This window comes from Petropleomorpha daqingensis, from assembly GCF_013408985.1.
GTDB classification, from domain to species: domain Bacteria; phylum Actinomycetota; class Actinomycetes; order Mycobacteriales; family Geodermatophilaceae; genus Petropleomorpha; species Petropleomorpha daqingensis.
In genome coordinates this window covers 4,158,485-4,176,693 of sequence record NZ_JACBZT010000001.1, presented here as the reverse complement: position 1 = coordinate 4,176,693, position 18,209 = coordinate 4,158,485, and the positions used below count along the sequence as shown (strand labels likewise).

At 71.6% G+C, this 18,209-nt stretch carries 16 protein-coding genes and 3 tRNA genes; 13 read left to right on the top strand and 6 right to left on the bottom strand.

The window, feature by feature from the left end; all coding sequences use genetic code 11:
* The first annotated feature begins 14 nt into the window (after positions 1-14).
* The 3 genes from GGQ55_RS20650 to GGQ55_RS20640 all read left to right on the top strand — a co-directional run bounded on the left by GGQ55_RS20650 (position 15) and on the right by GGQ55_RS20640 (position 1,428).
* Positions 15-85 (top strand) — tRNA-Cys (locus GGQ55_RS20650).
* A gap of 46 nt (positions 86-131) precedes the next feature.
* Positions 132-203 (top strand) — tRNA-Val (locus tag GGQ55_RS20645).
* A 178-nt stretch (positions 204-381) separates the two neighbouring features.
* Positions 382-1,428 carry an alcohol dehydrogenase catalytic domain-containing protein gene (locus GGQ55_RS20640; protein ID WP_179719961.1) on the top strand — a complete coding sequence of 349 codons (1,047 nt, stop codon included), beginning with the start codon at positions 382-384 and terminating at the stop codon, positions 1,426-1,428.
* Here GGQ55_RS20640 and coaE read toward each other — a convergent pair.
* The gene (coaE, locus tag GGQ55_RS20635) at positions 1,415-2,017 is read right to left on the bottom strand and encodes a dephospho-CoA kinase (protein WP_179719959.1); all 603 of its coding nucleotides are present in this window, start codon (positions 2,015-2,017) and stop codon (positions 1,415-1,417) included. The two genes, GGQ55_RS20640 and coaE, sit on opposite strands and share 14 nt — an antisense overlap.
* A gap of 154 nt (positions 2,018-2,171) precedes the next feature.
* On the opposite strand from coaE, the gene GGQ55_RS20630 reads away from it, so the two are divergent.
* Positions 2,172-2,441, top strand: coding sequence for a hypothetical protein (locus GGQ55_RS20630; RefSeq protein ID WP_179719957.1), 270 nt, complete (start codon positions 2,172-2,174; stop codon positions 2,439-2,441).
* Positions 2,442-2,591: 150 nt separating this feature from the next.
* On the opposite strand, the gene rpsA is transcribed toward GGQ55_RS20630, so the two are convergent.
* Positions 2,592-4,058: a 30S ribosomal protein S1 gene (rpsA, locus tag GGQ55_RS20625; RefSeq protein ID WP_179719956.1), complete on the bottom strand. Its 1,467-nt coding sequence runs from the start codon at positions 4,056-4,058 to the stop codon at positions 2,592-2,594.
* 221 nt (positions 4,059-4,279) lie between these two features.
* On the opposite strand from rpsA, the gene GGQ55_RS20620 reads away from it, so the two are divergent.
* Positions 4,280-5,134, top strand: coding sequence for a class I SAM-dependent methyltransferase (locus GGQ55_RS20620; RefSeq protein ID WP_179719954.1), 855 nt, complete (start codon positions 4,280-4,282; stop codon positions 5,132-5,134).
* 348 nt (positions 5,135-5,482) lie between these two features.
* Here the strand turns inward: GGQ55_RS20620 and polA are convergent, their stop codons facing one another.
* Positions 5,483-8,209 carry a DNA polymerase I gene (polA, locus tag GGQ55_RS20615; RefSeq protein WP_179719952.1) on the bottom strand — a complete coding sequence of 909 codons (2,727 nt, stop codon included), beginning with the start codon at positions 8,207-8,209 and terminating at the stop codon, positions 5,483-5,485.
* 64 nt (positions 8,210-8,273) lie between these two features.
* Between polA and GGQ55_RS20610 the strand changes: the two genes are divergently transcribed.
* Positions 8,274-8,675 (top strand): PaaI family thioesterase, encoded by a 402-nt coding sequence (locus tag GGQ55_RS20610; protein WP_179719950.1) that lies wholly within the window; start codon positions 8,274-8,276, stop codon positions 8,673-8,675.
* Here the strand turns inward: GGQ55_RS20610 and GGQ55_RS27265 are convergent.
* Positions 8,672-9,256, bottom strand: a complete 585-nt coding sequence (locus GGQ55_RS27265) for a GNAT family N-acetyltransferase (RefSeq protein WP_179719948.1) — start codon at positions 9,254-9,256, stop codon at positions 8,672-8,674. The genes GGQ55_RS20610 and GGQ55_RS27265 overlap by 4 nt on opposite strands.
* Positions 9,257-9,518: 262 nt before the next feature.
* On the opposite strand from GGQ55_RS27265, the gene GGQ55_RS20600 reads away from it, so the two are divergent.
* The 5 genes from GGQ55_RS20600 to GGQ55_RS20580 are packed head-to-tail and all read left to right on the top strand — an operon-like array spanning position 9,519 to position 14,033.
* A complete protein-coding gene (locus GGQ55_RS20600; RefSeq protein ID WP_366489854.1) occupies positions 9,519-10,748 on the top strand; it encodes a branched-chain amino acid ABC transporter permease in 1,230 nt (409 codons plus the stop codon).
* A 5-nt stretch (positions 10,749-10,753) separates the two neighbouring features.
* Positions 10,754-11,752: a branched-chain amino acid ABC transporter permease gene (locus tag GGQ55_RS20595; RefSeq protein ID WP_179719946.1), complete on the top strand. Its 999-nt coding sequence runs from the start codon at positions 10,754-10,756 to the stop codon at positions 11,750-11,752.
* Positions 11,742-12,752 carry an ABC transporter ATP-binding protein gene (locus GGQ55_RS20590; protein WP_179719945.1) on the top strand — a complete coding sequence of 337 codons (1,011 nt, stop codon included), beginning with the start codon at positions 11,742-11,744 and terminating at the stop codon, positions 12,750-12,752. The genes GGQ55_RS20595 and GGQ55_RS20590 overlap by 11 nt, the downstream gene beginning before the upstream one ends.
* On the top strand, positions 12,749-13,606 hold the full coding sequence (locus tag GGQ55_RS20585) for an ABC transporter ATP-binding protein (protein ID WP_218859361.1): 858 nt from the start codon (positions 12,749-12,751) through the stop codon (positions 13,604-13,606). Before GGQ55_RS20590 ends, GGQ55_RS20585 begins: the two co-directional genes overlap by 4 nt.
* Before the next feature lie 4 nt (positions 13,607-13,610).
* Positions 13,611-14,033, top strand: coding sequence for a DUF7712 family protein (locus GGQ55_RS20580; RefSeq protein ID WP_179719943.1), 423 nt, complete (start codon positions 13,611-13,613; stop codon positions 14,031-14,033).
* A 178-nt stretch (positions 14,034-14,211) separates the two neighbouring features.
* On the opposite strand, the gene GGQ55_RS20575 is transcribed toward GGQ55_RS20580, so the two are convergent.
* Complete coding sequence (locus GGQ55_RS20575) at positions 14,212-15,552, bottom strand: ABC transporter substrate-binding protein (protein ID WP_179719941.1); 1,341 nt, start codon at positions 15,550-15,552, stop codon at positions 14,212-14,214.
* A gap of 211 nt (positions 15,553-15,763) precedes the next feature.
* Positions 15,764-16,363 (bottom strand): ANTAR domain-containing response regulator, encoded by a 600-nt coding sequence (locus tag GGQ55_RS20570; protein WP_179719939.1) that lies wholly within the window; start codon positions 16,361-16,363, stop codon positions 15,764-15,766.
* 97 nt (positions 16,364-16,460) lie between these two features.
* Between GGQ55_RS20570 and GGQ55_RS20565 the strand changes: the two genes are divergently transcribed.
* A tRNA-Leu gene (locus tag GGQ55_RS20565) sits at positions 16,461-16,534 on the top strand.
* 17 nt (positions 16,535-16,551) lie between these two features.
* Entirely contained in the window at positions 16,552-18,177 is a 1,626-nt protein-coding gene (locus tag GGQ55_RS20560) for an aminotransferase class V-fold PLP-dependent enzyme (RefSeq protein WP_366489850.1), read from the top strand.
* Positions 18,178-18,209: the final 32 nt, after the last annotated feature.

The window sequence follows — 18,209 nt, the reverse complement described above, 5'->3', positions numbered from 1 at the left end:
CGGCGCCCGTGTGCGGTGGAGTGGCCGAGAGGCGAGGCAACGGCCTGCAAAGCCGTCTACACGGGTTCAAATCCCGTCTCCACCTCGTCGCCTCTCGCGAGGTGGGTGGGACCGGCCGCAAGGCCGGGCTCGGGCGATTAGCGCAGTGGTAGCGCGCTTCCCTGACACGGAAGAGGTCACTGGTTCGAACCCAGTATCGCCCACGTCACATCGATGCCCCGGGTCGCCGACCCGGGGCTTCGCCCGTTCCGGGATCCATCGGCAACGGGCGACGCCGGCCTCTCCCCCTGGCCCGATGTCTCAATCTGGGACGCCCGGGCACCGCCCGGCGCCCTAGCGTCCCCCGGACCGAGCCAGCCGCACGGATCACCGGAGGCAGAGATGAAGGCGCTCGTCTACCACGGACCGGGGAGCAAGGCCTGGGAGGACGTCCCGGACGCGACGGTCCAGGAGCCCACCGACGTCGTGGTCCGCGTGGAGACCACCACGATCTGCGGGACCGACCTGCACATCCTGCACGGCGACGTCGCGGCGGTGACCGACGGCCGGATCCTCGGGCACGAGGCGGTCGGCACCGTGACCGCCGTCGGGGACGCCGTGCGCGGGTTCGCCGTCGGCGACCGGGTCCTGGTCCCGGCGATCACCAAGTGCGGCCGCTGCGAGTACTGCCAGCGCGGCATGCCCTCGCACTGCCAGACGGTCGGCGGCATCGGGTGGATCTTCGGGCACCTCATCGACGGCACGCAGGCCGAGCTGGTCCGCGTGCCCTACGCCGACACCTCGCTCTACGCGGTGCCCGAGGGCCTCACCGACGAGCAGGTGATCTTTCTCGCCGACTCGCTGCCGACAGGGTACGAGGTCGGCGTGCTGGCCGGCCGGGTCCGGCCGGGTGACACGGTCGCCGTCGTCGGGGCCGGCGCGGTCGGGCTGGCCGCCGTCCTGACCACGGGGCTGTGGGGCGCGTCGCGGGTCATCGCCGTCGACACCAACAAGTTCCGGCTGCAGAAGGCCCTCGAGTTCGGGGCCACCGACGTCGTCGAGGTCGGCCCGGGCACCGTCGAGGCGGTCAAGGCCCTGACCGACGGCCTCGGCGTGGACGTCGCCATCGAGGCGGTCGGCTACCCGGAGACGCTGCGCACCACGGCCGCGCTGGTCCGGCCCGGCGGCCGGATCGCCAACATCGGTGTCCACGGCGTCCCGGTCGAGCTGCCCATGCAGGAGATGTGGATCCAGAACGTCACGCTGACGATGGGCCTGGTGGACACCGTCTCCATCCCCACGCTGCTGAAGATGGTCGCCGGCGGCCGGATCCCCGCGGAGAAGATGGGCACCCACTCGTTCACGTTCGACCAGCTGGACGAGGCCTACGACGTGTTCGGCAACGCCGCGGCGCACGAGGCGCTGAAGGTGGTCATCACGCCGAGCTGACCCGCGGCAGCACCTGCTCGGTCCAGAAGCGGTCCACCTGGGAGGCCAGCTCCTCCCGGGTGCCGCTGTTGTCCAGGACGACGTCGGCGACCGCGGCGCGCTGCTCGTCGGTGGCCTGCGCGGCGATCCGGGCGCGGGCGTCGTCCGCGGCCATGCCGCGCGCCTCGAGCCGGGCCACCCGCGTGGCATGGTCGGCCCGCACGACGAGGACGACGTCGTAGCGCTCCGCCTGGCCGGTCTCCACCAGCAGCGGGATGTCGTGCACCAGGACGGCGTCCGGCGGGGCCGCAGCGGCCACCTCGGCGGCCCGCGCGCGCACGAGCGGGTGCACGATGCCGTCCAGCCGCGCCCGCGCCGCCGGGTCGACGAAGACGACCGCGGCGAGCGCGGGCCGGTCCAGGAAGCCGTCCGGGCCGACGACGGCGTCCCCGAACGCCGCCACCACGGCCGCCAGCCCCGGCGTCCCGGGCTCGACGACCTCCCGGGCGATCCGGTCCGCGTCGATGATCACCGCCCCGCGCTCGGCCAGCAGGGCGGAGACGGTGCTCTTCCCCGATCCGATCCCGCCGGTCAGCCCGATGTTCAGCACCCGGCGAACCTATCCGGCGACCGATCGCGGCCCGCAATTGGTCACGGATCGGCAACACGCGTCCATCCCGCCCGGCGCGTCGCACCAGTCACAGGAGTTACCACCCATAACGTCCGTCTCGGCGATCTTCCCCGCCGAGAGAGGCAGAACCGAAATGTCCCGTCCCCTGCACACCCGCCCGACCACCCCGACGACGGGCCGCGGCCCCGGTCGGCACCGGATCGAGCGCGCCGGCGGGCTGCGCGTCACCGACCTCCCCGCCGTCCGTCAGCGGCTGTTCGCCGAGGGCCGCGACACCCAGCCGCGCAACGCCTTCCTGCGCTGGCTGCTGCCCACGGCCCCGGCCGGCCGGCACACCTGGAACTTCCTCGCGACGTCCGGCGGCCGCCCCCGCACGGCGTTCGCGATCATCCTGAGTCTCTAACCAGGGGAGAAAGGGAGCCCCGCGGACGAGACGTCGTCCGCGGGGCTCTTCTCGTGCCTTCGCACGGAGCGCGAGAGAGCGAGAGGCCCGGAACCCCATGGGGTTCCGGGCCTCTCGTCGTCGCGATGTCAGGCGGCTACCTGACGGCGATCACTCCCCGCCGGCGAGCTTGGCCCGCAGCGCGGCGAGCGCCTCGTCGCTGGCCAGCGTGCCGCCACCGGTGGTGTCGCCGGTCTCGGTCTCGCCACCGCTGGAGTAGTTGCCGCCGGCCGCAGCCTCCGCGTCGGCCTCCTTGGCCGCCGCGATCTGCTTGCGGTGCGCCTCGTAGCGGGCCTGGGCCTCGGCGTACTGCCGCTCCCACTCCTCGCGCTGCGTGTCGTACCCCTCGCGCCACTCGCCGGTCTCCGGGTCGAAGCCCTCGGGGTAGATGTAGTTGCCCTGGTCGTCGTAGCTGGCGGCCATGCCGTAGGCGGCCGGGTCGAACACGTCCTCCTCGCCGACGACGCCCTCGTTGGCCTGCTTGAGCGACAGCGAGATGCGGCGCCGGTCGAGGTCGATGTCGATGACCTTGACGAGGATCTCGTCGCCGACCTGCACGACCTGCTCCGGGATCTCCACGTGGCGCTCGGCCAGCTCGGAGATGTGGACCAGACCCTCGATGCCCTCGTCCACGCGGACGAACGCACCGAACGGCACCAGCTTGGTGACCTTGCCGGGCACGACCTGGCCGATCTGGTGCGTGCGGGCGAACTGACGCCACGGGTCCTCCTGCGTCGCCTTCAGCGACAGGGAGACCCGCTCGCGGTCGAGGTCGACGTCGAGGACCTCGACGGTGACCTCCTGGCCCACCTCGACGACCTCGGACGGGTGGTCGATGTGCTTCCAGGACAGCTCGGAGACGTGCACCAGGCCGTCGACGCCGCCGAGGTCGACGAACGCGCCGAAGTTGACGATCGAGGAGACGACGCCGGTGCGCACCTGGCCCTTGGCGAGCTTGTTGAGGAACTCGCTGCGGACCTCGGACTGCGTCTGCTCCAGCCACTGCCGGCGGGACAGGACGACGTTGTTGCGGTTCTTGTCGAGCTCGATGATCTTGGCCTCGAGCTCGCGGCCCACGTAGGGCTGCAGGTCGCGGACGCGCCGCATCTCGACCAGCGACGCGGGGAGGAACCCGCGCAGGCCGATGTCGAGGATGAGGCCACCCTTGACGACCTCGATGACGGTGCCGGTGACGACCTCGTCGGCTTCCTTCTTGGCCTCGATCGTGCCCCAGGCGCGCTCGTACTGGGCGCGCTTCTTGGACAGGATCAGGCGGCCTTCCTTGTCCTCCTTCTGGAGAACCAGAGCCTCCACCTCGTCGCCGACCTTGACGACCTCGTTGGGGTCGACGTCGTGCTTGATGGAGAGCTCACGCGAGGGGATGACACCCTCGGTCTTGTAGCCGATGTCCAGCAGCACCTCGTCCCGGTCGACCTTGACGATCACGCCTTCGACGATGTCGCCGTCGTTGAAGTACTTGATGGTCTGGTCGATCGCGGCGAGGAAGTCCTCTTCGGTGCCGATGTCGTTGACCGCGATCTGGGGAGTGCTGGAAGGACGGACCTGGGTGGAGGTCATGTGGTCGAGTGCTCCGGACGGGGAATGCGTAGGGACAGGGACACCCGCGGCCGGTTGACCGCGGGGAAGAGCGGGGAGAGCCGGCGGGCGCCGTTCCCCGGACAGGGGCACAACGCTGACAGACCTCTGGCGCATTCCCATGGTACGGACGCCGGGGGTGGTCGGTCCACCTGGGTCGAAAGCCCCTGCACCGCCGTCCCGCGTGCCACGCTGGAGAGGACATGAGCGCTCCCCCGCCCGCCGACCCCATTCCACTCGGCACCGACGGCTACCCGGCCGCGAGCGGCGTGGCCCGCCGGGACGCCGGTTCGGCGGAGTCGGCGCGGGCCAACCGCCGGTGGTGGGACGCCGCGGCGCCGGCCTACCTCGCCGAGCACGGCCGCGACCTCGGCGACGTCGACTTCCTCTGGTGCCCGGAGGGGCTGCGGGAGGACGACGCGCACCTGCTCGGCGACGTCGCGGGCCGGCGGGTGCTCGAGATCGGCTGCGGCTCCGCGCCGTGCTCGCGCTGGCTGCGCCGGGCCGGGGCCGAGCCGATCGGGCTGGACTTGTCGGGCGGCATGCTGGTCCGGGCCGCCGCGCTGAACACGCTCACCGGCGTCGACGTCCCCCTCGTGCAGGGCGACGCCGGCGCGCTGCCGCTCGCCGACGCGAGCGTCGACCTGGCCTGCTCGGCGTTCGGCGGGCTGCCGTTCGTGGCCGACGTGGAGGGCGCGCTGCGCGAGGTCGCGCGGGTGCTGCGGCCCGGAGGCCGGTTCGTCGCGTCGGTGAACCACCCCATGCGCTGGCCGCTCCCCGACTCGCCCGATCCCGACGACCTGCGGGTCACCGGTTCCTACTTCGACCGGCGGCCGTACGTGGAGACCGACGACGCGGAGCAGATCGTCTACGTCGAGCACCACCGGACGGTCGGCGACTGGGTGCGGGCCGTCGTCGGCGCCGGCCTGGTGCTGGTCGACATGGTCGAGCCGGAGTGGACGCCGGGCCGGACGCAGGTGTGGGGGCAGTGGTCCCCGGCGCGCGGGGCGCTCGTCCCCGGAACGCTGATCCTGGTCTGCACCAAGCCGGACGCATGATCACCAGAGGTCGCCGTCGCGCCAGTCGCAGGTCAGCTCGGCGGTCAGGTCCAGGTCGGTCCCGCCGACCAGCACGTGCACCGAGCCGTCGTCCTCGGGCGTGCGACGGCTACCCGACGGCGTCAGCGCGGACGTCGGCCCCGTCCAGAGCTGCCACCCGCGGGAGAGGTAGAGCGCGGACCCGGCGTCGGTGGCACTGTGCCCTCGAAGGCCAGCGCTGCGACCGCCCCCGAGCTGTCGGTCGAGGCGAGCGGAGGCCCGCAGGGTCTCCCGAGGCTCGACGGAAGCGGCTCCGCGCAGCCGGGGGACGGCACGTGGTCGCGGTGCGATCCGGAGGATCGCGATGACTCAGTGGGCCGCCGCGTCCCAGCTGGCGCCGAAGCCGACCGAGACCTCCAGCGGCACCGACAGCTGCGCCGCGCCGGCCATCTCGCGCCGGACCAGCGCCTCGAGGGCCTCCTTCTCCCCCGGCGCGACCTCGAGGACGAGCTCGTCGTGCACCTGCAGCAGCATCCGCGACTTCAGGCCCTCGGCGGCGATCGCCCGCTCGACCTCGAGCATCGCGACCTTGATGACGTCGGCGGCAGAGCCCTGGATGGGCGCGTTGAGCGCCATCCGCTCGGCCATCTCCCGCCGCTGCCGGTTGTCGCTGGTCAGGTCCGGCAGGTAGCGCCGGCGGCCGAGCGTCGTCTCGGTGTAGCCGGTCTGCCGCGCGTCGTCGACCACCCCGTCGAGGTAGTCGCGGATGCCGCCGAAGCGCTCGAAGTAGGCGTGCATCTGCTCGCGCGCCTCCTCCGGGGTGATCCGCAGCTGCTGCGCCAGGCCGTAGGCCGACAGCCCGTACGCCAGGCCGTAGCTCATCGCCTTGATCCGCCGGCGCATCTCCGGGTCGACGTCCTCGATCGGGATGCCGAACGCCCGCGACGCGACGAAGGAGTGCAGGTCCTCTCCCGACGTGAAGGCCTCGATCAGCCCGGCGTCCTCCGACAGGTGCGCCATGATCCGCATCTCGATCTGGCTGTAGTCCGCCGTCATCAGCGACTCGAAGCCCGGGCCGACCACGAACGCCTGCCGGATCCGGCGGCCCTCCGCGGAGCGGATCGGGATGTTCTGCAGGTTCGGGTCGATCGAGGACAGCCGGCCGGTGGCCGCGATCGTCTGCTGGTAGGTCGTGTGGATGCGACCGGCGTCGTCGACCATCGGGATCAGCCCGTCGATGACCGTGCGCAGCCGCGTCACGTCGCGGTGCCGCAGCAGGCTCTCGAGGAACGGGTGCCCGGTCTGCGCCAGCAGGTTGGTCAGCGCGTCGGCGTCGGTGGTGTAGCCGCTCTTGATCTTCTTGGTCTTCGGCAGGCCGAGCTCGTCGAACAGGACGGTCTGCAGCTGCTTCGGCGAGCCGAGGTTCACCTCGCGGCCGATCACCGCGTAGCACTCCGCCGCCGCGGCGGCGACCTCGTCGGCGAACTCGCGCTGCAGCTCGGTGAGGAAGTCGAGGTCCGCGGCGATGCCGCGCTGCTCCATGCGCGCGAGCACGAACGACAGCGGCAGCTCGAGCTCGCCGAGCAGCCGGTCGCCGCCGCGCTGCCCGAGCACGGTCTCGAGGGCGTCGGACAGGTCGTTGACCGCGACCGCCTTGAGGACGTCGGCCTTCGCCGCGTCGCGGGCGAGGTCCTCCTCGGACGGGCCGAGGCCGTCGAGGGTGAGCTGGGCCTCCTCGGCGGCGGCGTCCTTGAGCTCGCGGCGCAGGTACCGGACGGCGAGGTCGCCCAGGTCGAACGAGCGCTGCCCGGGCGTGGCCAGGTAGGCGGCCAGCGCGGTGTCGCTCACCACGCCGGCGAGGTCCCAGCCCCGCGCCCAGATCGCCAGCAGCGGGCCCTTGACGTCGTGCACGACCTTGGGCCGCGCCGGGTCGGCCAGCCAGGCCGCGAGCGCCTGCTCGTCGGCCACGTCGAGCGCCGGCCCGAGGTCGACGAAGACGGCGTGGTCGTCGCCCGCGGCCAGCGCCAGCCCGGTCAGCTCGCCGGTGCCGCGCCCCCAGGTGCCCCGGAAGATCAGGCCGGTCCGGCCGATCGCGTGCTCGCCGAGCCAGGCGCCGAGCTGCCCGGGCGCCACGTCGTCGACGGCGACGTCGAAGCCGCCCTCGACCTCCGGCTCGGCGCTGGTCAGCGTGGCGAACAGCCGGTCGCGCAGCACCCGGAACTGCAGGTTGTCGAAGAGGGTGTGTACCTCGTTGCGGTCCCACGCCTGGACGGCGAGGTCGTCCGGGCCCACCTCGAGCGGCACCTGCCGGTCTAGCTCGGTCAGCCGCCGGTTCTGCAGCACCGAGGACAGGTGCGCGCGCAGCGCGTCGCCGACCTTGCCCTTGACCGTGTCGACCTGGTCGACCAGCGCGTCCAGCGAGCCGTACTCGCGGACCCACTTGGCCGCGGTCTTCTCCCCCACGCTCGGGATGTTCGGGAGGTTGTCGCTCGGGTCGCCGCGCAGCGCGGCGAAGTCCGGGTACTGCGCCGGCGTCAGGTTGTACTTGGCCTCGACCTCCTCCGGGGTGAACCGGGTCAGGTCGGAGACGCCCTTGCGCGGGTAGAGCACGGTGACGTGCTCGTTGACCAGCTGCAGCGCGTCGCGGTCGCCCGTGCCGATCAGCACGTCCATGCCCGCGTCGACCGCCTGCGTGGTCAGCGTGGCGATCACGTCGTCGGCCTCGTAGCCCTCGGCGGTGATGAACGGGATCCGCAGCGCGCCGAGCACCTCCTGGATGAGGCTGACCTGGCCGCGGAAGTCCGTCGGGCTCTCCGAGCGGTTCGCCTTGTACTCGGCGTAGATCTCCGAGCGGAAGGTCTTGCGGCCCACGTCGAAGGCGACGGCCAGATGGGTGGGCTGCTCGTCGCGCAGGATGTTGATCAGCATCGACGTGAAGCCGTAGACGGCGTTCGTCGGCTGGCCCGTGGTCGTCGAGAAGTTCTCGACGGGCAGCGCGAAGAACGCCCGGTAGGCCAGCGAGTGGCCGTCGAGGAGCAGCAGGCGGGGGCGCGGCCCCGTCGTCGTGCCGGCGGGGGCAGCAGCGGGAGCGGACATCGGCTCCGATCCTAGGTGCGCCCCCCGACAGGACCGCCCCGGCCGCTGGTTACCGTCGGGAGTCGTGACCACCGCCCGGCCCGACTGGCTGCCCACCGGCTCGATCAGCCCCCTCGACGACAAGCTGGGCATCCGGATCACCGACTACGACCCCGACCGCCTGGTCGCCACGATGCCGGTGGAGGGCAACCAGCAGCCCTACGGCCTGCTGCACGGCGGCGCGACGTGCGCGCTCATGGAGACGGTGGGCTCCTGGGCCGCAGCCCTCGCGGCCGGACCGGACCGGCAGGTGGTCGGCATCGAGCTCAACGTCAGCTACCTGCGCTCGGCCACGGAGGGCTCGGTGACCGCCGTCTGCACCCCGGTGCGGCGCGGCCGGACCCTGGGCACCTTCCTCATCGAGGTCAGCGACGAGCAGGGCCGCCCGACGGCGACCGGCCGGCTGACCTGCCTGACCAAGAGCTAGGAGCGGCGACCCAGCGACGGCACCCGCCGCGGCACGGGGATCGCCCGCCGGCTGCGCTGCCAGGCCGCCAGCGCGCGGACCAGCGTCTCGCGGGGGACGATCCGCCGGGTGCTCAGCGGTGCGAAGCCCATCCGGCCCAGGAAGCGCAGCCGCTCGGGCTCGTGGCCGCCCGCGGTGGCCACCACGTGGTCGGCACCGACCTCCGCGGCGAAATCGGCAGCGGCCGACAGCAGCGCCGTCCCCACCCCGATCCGCCGGTGCTCCCGGTGGACGACCAGGTTGTCCACCGTCACCTGCGGCACCCCGAGCAGGACCGACAGCGGGTCGACGCCGAGCACGGCCAGCCCCACCGGCAGCTCGCCGTCCGGGCCGGGCAGGACGGCGAGGACGACGCAGTGGGCGGGATCGGCGAGCAGCCGGGCGAACCCGCCGGCGGCCGCCGCGCCGGGCAGCTGCCCCGTGAGCACGCCCTCGGCGTGCGCCTCGACCCGGTGCTGGCGGACGAGGGAGACGACCGCGGGCAGATCGTCGGGCAGCGCGGTGCGCGTAGCGACGCGCGACCGCGACGCGGTTCCAGGCACCCGAGCCTCCCTACCGGTGGTGGCGGCAGCGTGCACCTCGGAGACCCGATGATCACGGCGGCGCGCCGGTAGGACACCCACGGTGAGCACACGCGCGTGTCGCGGAAAGGTCACAGCTGGACGAACGGAGACAGCCGCGACACAGGAATGAACTACGGTCCCTGCTCAACCGTTCGATCAGGGAGGTTGCGTGACCCACGCGGGAGGCGGTACCCGGAGTCGATCCTCCGGCGTACGCAGGATCCTGCTCCGGCTGCTTCTGGTGACGATCTTCGCCGGCGGCTTGGCCACCCTGACGCCGGGCATCGCCTCGGCCGAGGGCGAGCAGGTCATCGGCACGCTCCAGACCAGCCGCAGCGGTCCCATCGAGGACGTGGAGATCACGGTCACCACGCCGAACGGGGACGACGTCGGCTCGGCGAAGACGGACTCGGACGGCAAGTTCGCCGTGGACGTGCCCGGTCCCGGCCAGTACGTCGTCTCGATCAACGAGAAGGACCTGCCCGACACCGTCAAGCTCAACGGTGAGGACACCCGCACGGTCACCGTCGGGCCCAACCGCCAGCAGCCGGTGCTGTTCGGGCTCAGCGACGGCAGCCGCACCGGCGGCGGCAACGTCCGCGCCGTCCAGCTGCTGGTCGACGGCCTGCGGTTCGGCCTGCTGATCGCGATGTGCGCCGTCGGCCTGTCGCTGATCTTCGGGACGACCGGCCTGACCAACTTCGCCCACGGCGAGCTGGTCACGATCGGCGCGATCATCGCCTGGTACATCAACGTGCGCGGCGGCGTCCCGCTGATCCCGGCGACGCTGATCGCGATGGTGGCCGGCGCCGCCGTCGGCGCCCTCAACGAACTCGCCCTGTGGCGGCCGCTGCGCAGGCGCGGCACGGGCCTGGTGGCCGCCCTGGTGGTCTCGATCGGTCTGTCGCTCGCGCTGCGGTACCTGATCCAGATCGTCTACGGCGGGTTCTCCAACCCCTACGCCGACTTCCAGAACCAGCGGGCGGTCGACTACGGCGTCTTCACCCTGACCAACCGGGCGCTGTTCTCGATCATCATCTCGGTCGTCGTCCTGGTGCTGGTCGCCGTCATGCTGCAGCGCACCAAGATCGGCAAGGCGATGCGCGCCGTCGCCGACAACCGCGACCTCGCCTCGTCCTCGGGCATCGACGTCAACCGGGTGATCCTGGTCGTCTGGATGATGGGCGGCGCGCTGGCCACGCTCGGCGGCGTCCTGCTCGGCCTGTCCGACCAGGTGCAGTGGGACATGGGCTTCCGGCTGCTGCTGCTCATGTTCGCCGGCGTCACGCTCGGCGGTCTGGGCACGGCCTACGGCGCCCTCGTCGGCAGCATCATCGTCGGCGTCTTCGTCCAGATGTCCACGCTGGTGATCCCCGACGACATGAAGTACGTCGGGGGCCTGCTGCTGCTCATCGTCATCCTCGTCATCCGGCCCCAGGGGATCCTGGGCTCCCGCGCACGGATCGGCTGAAGCCAGTGAGCGATCTCCTCAACGCGGTCGCAGTCGCGGGCAAGTCGGCCCTGGGCTTCCAGGCCATCTTCTTCGCGCTGCTGGCCATCGGCCTGAACATGCACTTCGGCTACACCGGCCTGCTCAACTTCGGTCAGATCGCGTTCGCGATGCTGGGCGGGTTCGGCATCGCGGTCTCGGTGACCCAGTGGGGCCTGAACTTCTGGGTCGGCGTGCTCGTCGCGATCGGCGCGGCGGTCGTGCTCGCGCTGCTGCTGGGTCTGCCGACCCTGCGGCTGCGCGCGGACTACCTGGCCATCGTCACCATCGCCGCCGCCGAGGGGTTGCGGCTCCTGTTCCGCTCGGTGTCGGCCACCTCGGTCACCGGCGGCACCCGCGGCCTGGCCTCGTTCAACCACGACTTCATCGCGCTGGCGCCGTGGGACACCTCCACGCGCTACCCGGTCCTCGGCACCCGCTGGAGCGGCGGCGAGCTCTGGGTGGCCCTCATCGGCTGGCTGCTCGTCGTCGTCTTCAGCCTGCTCACCTGGCTGCTGGTCCGCAGCCCGTGGGGCCGGGTGGTCAAGTCGATCCGCGAGGACGAGGACGCCGTCCGGGCGCTCGGCAAGAACGTCTACGCGTACAAGATGCAGTCCCTCGTGCTCGGCGGTGTGATCGGTGCCTTCGGCGGCATGGTCTACGCCATCGGCACCGGCTCGGCGATCCCCGACCAGTACCAGAACGCCAACACGTTCCTCGCCTACGCGGCGCTCATCCTCGGCGGCGCGGCCCGCGTGCTCGGACCCGTCGTGGGGAGCATGCTGCTGCTGTTCATCCTGCAGTTCGCCGACACGGGGCTCCGGCTGCTCATCGACAAGGGCATCATCCCGGCCGGGTTGCTCTCCTCGACCGACGTCGCGCAGATCCGCTTCGTGCTCGTCGGCGTCGGGCTGATGTTGTTGCTGATCTTCCGACCACAGGGGATCTTCGGGGACCGACGAGAGGTGATGATCGATGCCCGCTGAGCCCACCCCTGCCGGCGCCACGTCCTCAGGTGCGTCAGCGTCCGGCGCGGGCGCACCCCGTCGGCTCGCCCAGGCCGCGCTGCGCGACGTGCCGTGGGAGGTCGGCGTCGCCAAGCCCGACGCGGCCGTCGTCGTCGACGGCATCACCCGCACCTTCGGTGGTCTGACCGCGGTCGCGGTCGACCACCTGGAGATCCAGCGCGGCGGGATCACCGGCCTGATCGGGCCCAACGGTGCCGGCAAGACGACGCTGTTCAACCTGCTCACCGGGTTCGACCAGCCCAACACCGGCTCCTGGACGTTCGACGGTCGCGACATGGGGCACACCGCGCCACACCAGGTCGCCCGGCTCGGCGTCGTCCGCACCTTCCAGCTGACCAAGGCGCTGTCCCGCCTCACCGTGCTGCAGAACATGCTGCTCGGGGCGCAGGGCCAGCGCGGCGAGAGCTTCCTGCGCGCCCTGATCCCCGGCACGTGGAGGGCGCAGGAGAAGGCCAACACCGAGAAGGCCATGGACCTGCTCCAGCGGTTCAAGCTCGACGCCAAGAAGGACGACTTCGCCGGCACGCTGTCCGGCGGCCAGCGCAAGCTGCTCGAGATGGCCCGCGCGCTGATGAGCGACCCCAAGGTCGTCATGCTCGACGAGCCGATGGCCGGCGTGAACCCGGCGCTCACCCAGAGCCTGCTCGGCCACGTCAAGGACCTGCGCGAGCAGGGCATGACGGTGATCTTCGTCGAGCACGACATGGACGTCGTCCGGGACATCAGCGACTGGGTCGTCGTCATGGCCGCCGGCCGGGTGATCGCCGAGGGCCCGCCGGAGTCGATCAGCCAGAACCAGGCCGTCGTCGACGCCTACCTCGGGGCCCACCACGACGCACCGCTGACCGCCGAGGAGGAGGACCGCGTGCTCGCCCAGGCCGAGCGCGAGATCGCCCGCGAGGAGAACGTGGACGGCGAGGTCTTCAGCTCCGAGGCGAAGGAAGGGACCGACCGATGAGCGAGCCGTTGTTCGAGGTCGACGAGTCCGGCGAGGACATCACCCGCGCCGACGAGGCGGCGACCGCCACCGACACGCTGTCGCCGGCGGAGAAGGCCGCCACCCGCGAGGAGCACCAGCGGCTGGCCGAGGGCGCGCTGGTGCGCGCCGACGACCTGGTGGCCGGCTACGTCCCCGGGGTCAACATCCTGCGCGGTTGCGACTTCTACCTCCAGGACGGCGAACTGGTCGGCATCATCGGTCCCAACGGGGCCGGGAAGTCGACGCTGCTGAAGACCCTCTTCGGGCTGATCCCGGTGCGCTCGGGCGCGGTGACCCTGCGCGGGGAGGACATCACCTCCGCGCCGGCCCACCGGCTGGTGTCCCTCGGCGTCGGCTACGTGCCGCAGAACAACAACGTGTTCCCCTCGCTCACCATCGAGGAGAACATGCAGATGGGCGTGTACCTGCGGCCGAAGACGTTCAAGGAGCGCTTCGACTACGTCATCGACCTGTTCCCGCTGCTCGGCGAGCGGCGCAAGGGCAAGGCCGGGTCGCTGTCCGGCGGCGAGCGGCAGATGGTCGCGATGGGCCGGGCGCTGATGATGGACCCGTCGGTGCTGCTGCTCGACGAGCCCTCGGCGGGCCTGTCGCCGGCCTACCAGGACGAGGTGTTCATCCGCTGCCGGCGGATCAACGCCACCGGCGTCTCGATCATCATGGTCGAGCAGAACGCCCGCCGGTGCCTGCAGATCTGCGACCGCGGCTACGTCCTCGACCAGGGCCGCAACGCCTACACCGACACCGGCCAGTCGCTGATGACCGACCCGAAGGTCATCGAGCTCTACCTGGGGACGCTCGCCAAGGCACAGTAGGCCCGTGGCCAACTGGACCTGGGAGCTGCGCTCCCGCGACGGCGGCATGAACGGGCTGGAGTTCGCCCTCGCGCTGACCGCCGGGGGCTTCTCCCGCGTGCTGGTGCACGCCGCCCCCGCGCACCTGCGCGTGCACGTCCGCGCCGACGACGGGACGACGGTGGCCCGCGGGGAGCCCGACCGGGACGGCGACTACTCCCCCATCACGCTGCTCGAGCTCGCCGGCGGCGAGCTGCGGCGCGCCGAGATCTGGCCGGACGAGAGCCACCTCGGCCTGCCCGTGCTGCTGCCGGGCGGGGAGGTCGGCGTCCTGACCGCGTGGGAGCACGCCCCGGACCGGTCCTGGTGGCGCTGGTCGGTGGAGTTCTCCAACCACGTCGGCCGGCCCGCCGACTGGCAGCCGGAGGGCCAGCACCTGCAGCGCTGAGCCGGCCGGCCCCCGCCGCGCGCCGAGAAGGCACTTCGTGCGCGCTCGACCGGCGCGTGCGCGCGTGTTGCGCGCACAGATCGCCATCTCGGCGCCATCGGCCCCCCCAACGGCCCCTGAACGGCACGGAGGCCCGGCACCCTCGCGGGTACCGGGCCTCCGTGGTGGAGCGAGCGGGTCAGCGCTGCGGGCCGATGCCCTGGGCGTTGAGACCCTGGATGATCTTCGAGGACTCCTCGAAGCCGATCACCACGATGGCGTCGGGCGCGAAGTCGACCATCTGCTGGACCTCGGAGTCGTAGTTCGCCGCCTGCGGGTCGTAGATGATCTTCTTGATGTCGCCCTGGCTCAGGCCGGCCGCGATGAGGTCCTTCTCGGTGTTGTCGGCCAGACCCGTGCCGTACGGGTCGTTGAGCGCCAGGATCCCGACCGACGTGTTGCCGTCACCCGAGATCAGGTCCGACAGCGCCTGGGCCTGCAGCAGGTCCGGCGGGGCGGTACGGAAGTACAGCCCGTTGTCGTTGTACGTCGTGAAGATGTCCGACGTGTTCGCCGGGGAGAACTCCAGGACGCCGGCGCCGGTGATCCGGTCGATGACCGTCTGGCTCACGCCGGAGGACGCGGCACCGATGATCGCGTTGACGTTGGCCTGCAGCAGCCGGTCGACCGTCTGCGTGGCCGTGTCCGTGGAGGTGTCGCCCGAGTCGCCCTCGACCAGCTGGACCGGCTGGCCCAGAACGCCACCAGCGGCGTTGATGTCCTGGATGGCGAGCTTGACGCCGGCGATCTCCGGCGGGCCGAGGAAGGCCAGGTTGCCGGTCTGCGGCAGCAGGGTGCCGATGATCAGCGGGTTGCCGGTGGCGTTGGGGGTAGCCGCCTTGCCGCCGTTCGGGCCCTCGTTGGTGGTGGCGTTGGCCTCGTCGCCGGCGAGCACGAACTTGGTCTTCGCGTCGTCGATCTTGTTGTCGGCACCGAAGTGCAGCAGGCCGAAGGAGGCCTGCGCCGGCTCACCGGGGTCGGTGAAGCTCAGCGGACCGGTGATGCCGTCGAGGTCGGGGTTGCCGCCACCGTTGATGATGTCGAGGCAGGACTTGAAGTCGGAGCACTTGTCGCCGCCGACCGTCACGCCGTTCACGAACGCCTTGAAGGTGTTCGCGTCGTTCGTGCCGGCCATCTGCGCCGCCAAGGCCGTGATCATCACGGCGTCGTACGACTCACCGGCGTAGTTGTAGTCCTTGAGCGCCGGGTCGATGGTGAGCAGGCGCTTCTTGAAGTCGTCGTTGAGGTTCGTCAGAGGGGTCGTGCCGCTCATGCCGGCGAGCGAGCCCTCCTTGGTGAAGTCCTCACCGAGCGCGTTGCCCATGTTGCCGTCGGTGCCGTAGACGTTCGTCTGCTTCTCGCCGCTGCTGCCGCTCGAACCGCTGCTGCTGTTGTCATCGCTGCTGCCGCCACAGGCGGAGACAGCGAGCAGAGCGGCCCCGGCGACTGCGATGCTGCGGGCGATGGTGCCAGTGCGCATCAAGCAACTCCCAGAGGTGTGCGTCGCTGTCGGAGGGCCGCACGGCGAAAGAACGCCGGTCGACCGCCCGATCGGTGCGCAGAACCTAACCGCAGCGAGGCGCTCTGCAGCCCCCTCCGAGACTTTCCGTAATGAGGTCGTGACCTCACAGGTTCGGCACAGACACGCATGATCACGCGCCGTCACGAGCGCCGTCCTGGTACCGGAACCGTCAGGCGGTGGAGCTCTCCGCCGCGGGATCCTCGGCCAGCAGCCGCTCGGCCAGCGCTTTCATGGAGGTGCGCTCGTTCATCGCCGTCCGCTGGATCCACCGGAACGCGTCGGCCTCGGTGATGCCCCGCTCGGCCATGAGCCGGCCCTTGGCCTTCTCGACGATCTTGCGGGCCTCCAGCCGCTCCTCGAGGGTGCGCACCTCGCCGTCGAGCGCCGTCATCTCGGCGAAGCGGGCGCGGGCGACCTCGATCGCCGGCACCAGGTCGTTCTTGTTGAACGGCTTGACCAGGTAGGCCATCGCGCCGGCGTCGCGGGCCCGCTCGACCAGTTCGCGCTGGCTGAACGCGGTGAGCACGATGACCGGGGCGGTGCGCGCCTTCGCGATCTGCTCGGCCGCCGCCAGCCCGTCGAGCACCGGCATCTGGATGTCGAGGATGACCAGGTCGGGACGGAGCTCCTCCGCCTGGTCCACGGCCTGCTGCCCGTCCCCGACCTCGGCGACGACGGTGTAGCCCTCCTCCTCGAGCATCTCCTTGAGGTCGAGGCGGATCAGCGCCTCGTCCTCGGCGATGAGGACCCGTGTCGTCTGGCTGCTCACGCTGCGCAGCCTATCGAGACCCGCGTGACCGCGTCGGTGCTGTGCGCCATACCTCTGAGACCGCCCGCTACCCTGCTGGAGCCGGGACGCCCGGCGCGCCCCCGTACCCCAATCGGCAGAGGGAGCGGATTCAAAACCCGCGCAGTGTGCGTTCGAGTCGCACCGGGGGCACCGCATAGGTTCAGGGCGTGACCGCTCACATGACGCCCGAGCAGTTCCGGCAGCACGGCCACGAGGTCGTGGACTGGATCGCCGACTACTGGACGCGCATCGGGTCGTTCCCCGTCCGGTCGCAGGTCTCCCCCGGCGACGTCCGGGCGGCGCTGCCGGCGTCCCCGCCGGAGCAGGGTGAGCCGATCTCCGCCGTCCTCGCCGACCTGGAGCGCGTCGTCCTGCCCGGCGTCACCCACTGGCAGCACCCGGGCTTCTTCGGCTACTTCCCCGCCAACACCTCCGGGCCGTCGGTGCTCGGCGACCTGGTCTCCGCCGGGCTCGGCGTGCAGGGCATGTCGTGGGTGACCAGCCCCGCGGCCACCGAGCTCGAGCAGCACGTCATGGACTGGTTCGCCGGCCTGCTCAGGCTGCCCGAGACGTTCCTCTCCACCAGCACCGGCGGCGGGGTGGTCCAGGACTCCAGCTCCGGCGCCAACCTGGTCGCGCTGCTCGCGGCGCTGCACCGCGCCAGCAAGGGCGGCACCGTCCGGCACGGCGTCGATCCCGACCGGGCCCTGGTCTACGTCTCCGCCGAGACGCACTCCTCCATGGAGAAGGCGGCGCGCATCGCCGGCCTGGGCAGCGACGCCGTCCGCATCGTCGAGGTGGACGGCGACCTCGCGATGCGCCCCGCGTCGCTCAAGGCCCGCCTGGAGCGGGACACCGCCCGCGGGTTCACCCCCGTGCTGGTCTGCGCCACCGTCGGGACCACGTCGACGACGGCGATCGACCCGCTGGCCGAGCTCGGCCCGATCTGCCGCGAGGCCGGCGTCTGGCTGCACGTCGACGCCGCGTACGCGGGCGTGAGCGGCGTCGTCCCGGAGCTGCGCGAGCTGCAGGCCGGCGTCGAGTGGGCCGACAGCTACACCACCGACGCGCACAAGTGGCTGCTCACCGGCTTCGACGCGACGCTGTTCTGGGTCGCCGACCGGGCCGCGCTCACCGGTGCGCTGTCGATCCTGCCGGAGTACCTGCGCAACGCCGCCACCGAGGCGGGCGCGGTCGTCGACTACCGCGACTGGCAGATCGAGCTGGGCCGGCGCTTCCGCGCGCTGAAGCTCTGGTTCGTGCTGCGCTGGTACGGCGCCGAGGGGCTGCGCGAGCACATCCGCGGGGACGTCGCGCTCGCGCAGGAGTTCGCCGCCCTGGTCGACGCCGACGACCGGTTCGACGTCGTCACGAAGCACCCGTTCTCGCTGGTCTGCCTCAAGCCGCGCTGGGCCGGCGACGTCGACGCCGACGTGGCCACGATGACGCTGCTGGAGCGGCTCAACGACGGCGGCGAGGTGTTCCTGACCCACACCACCGTCGGCGGGCAGCCGGTGCTGCGCGTGGCGATCGGCACACCGGCGACCACCCGCGAGCACGTCGACCGGCTGTGGGCGCTGCTCTGCGAGAACCACGACTGGCTGGCCAACGACTTCGCCGAGGCGGCGGCCCAGCGGGCCCGGGAGGCGGAGGAGCGCCGGGCCGCGGCCGCGGCCGAGCGCGCGGAGGTCCCCGCCGCGGAGACGCCCGCCGTCGAGACGCCCGCAGCCCAGGACGAGACCGCGACGCAGGCCGCCGCCCAGGAGGACCTCTCGGAGGCGGACACGCCCTGAGCGAAAATTGAATGAGTGAGGACTCACTCACA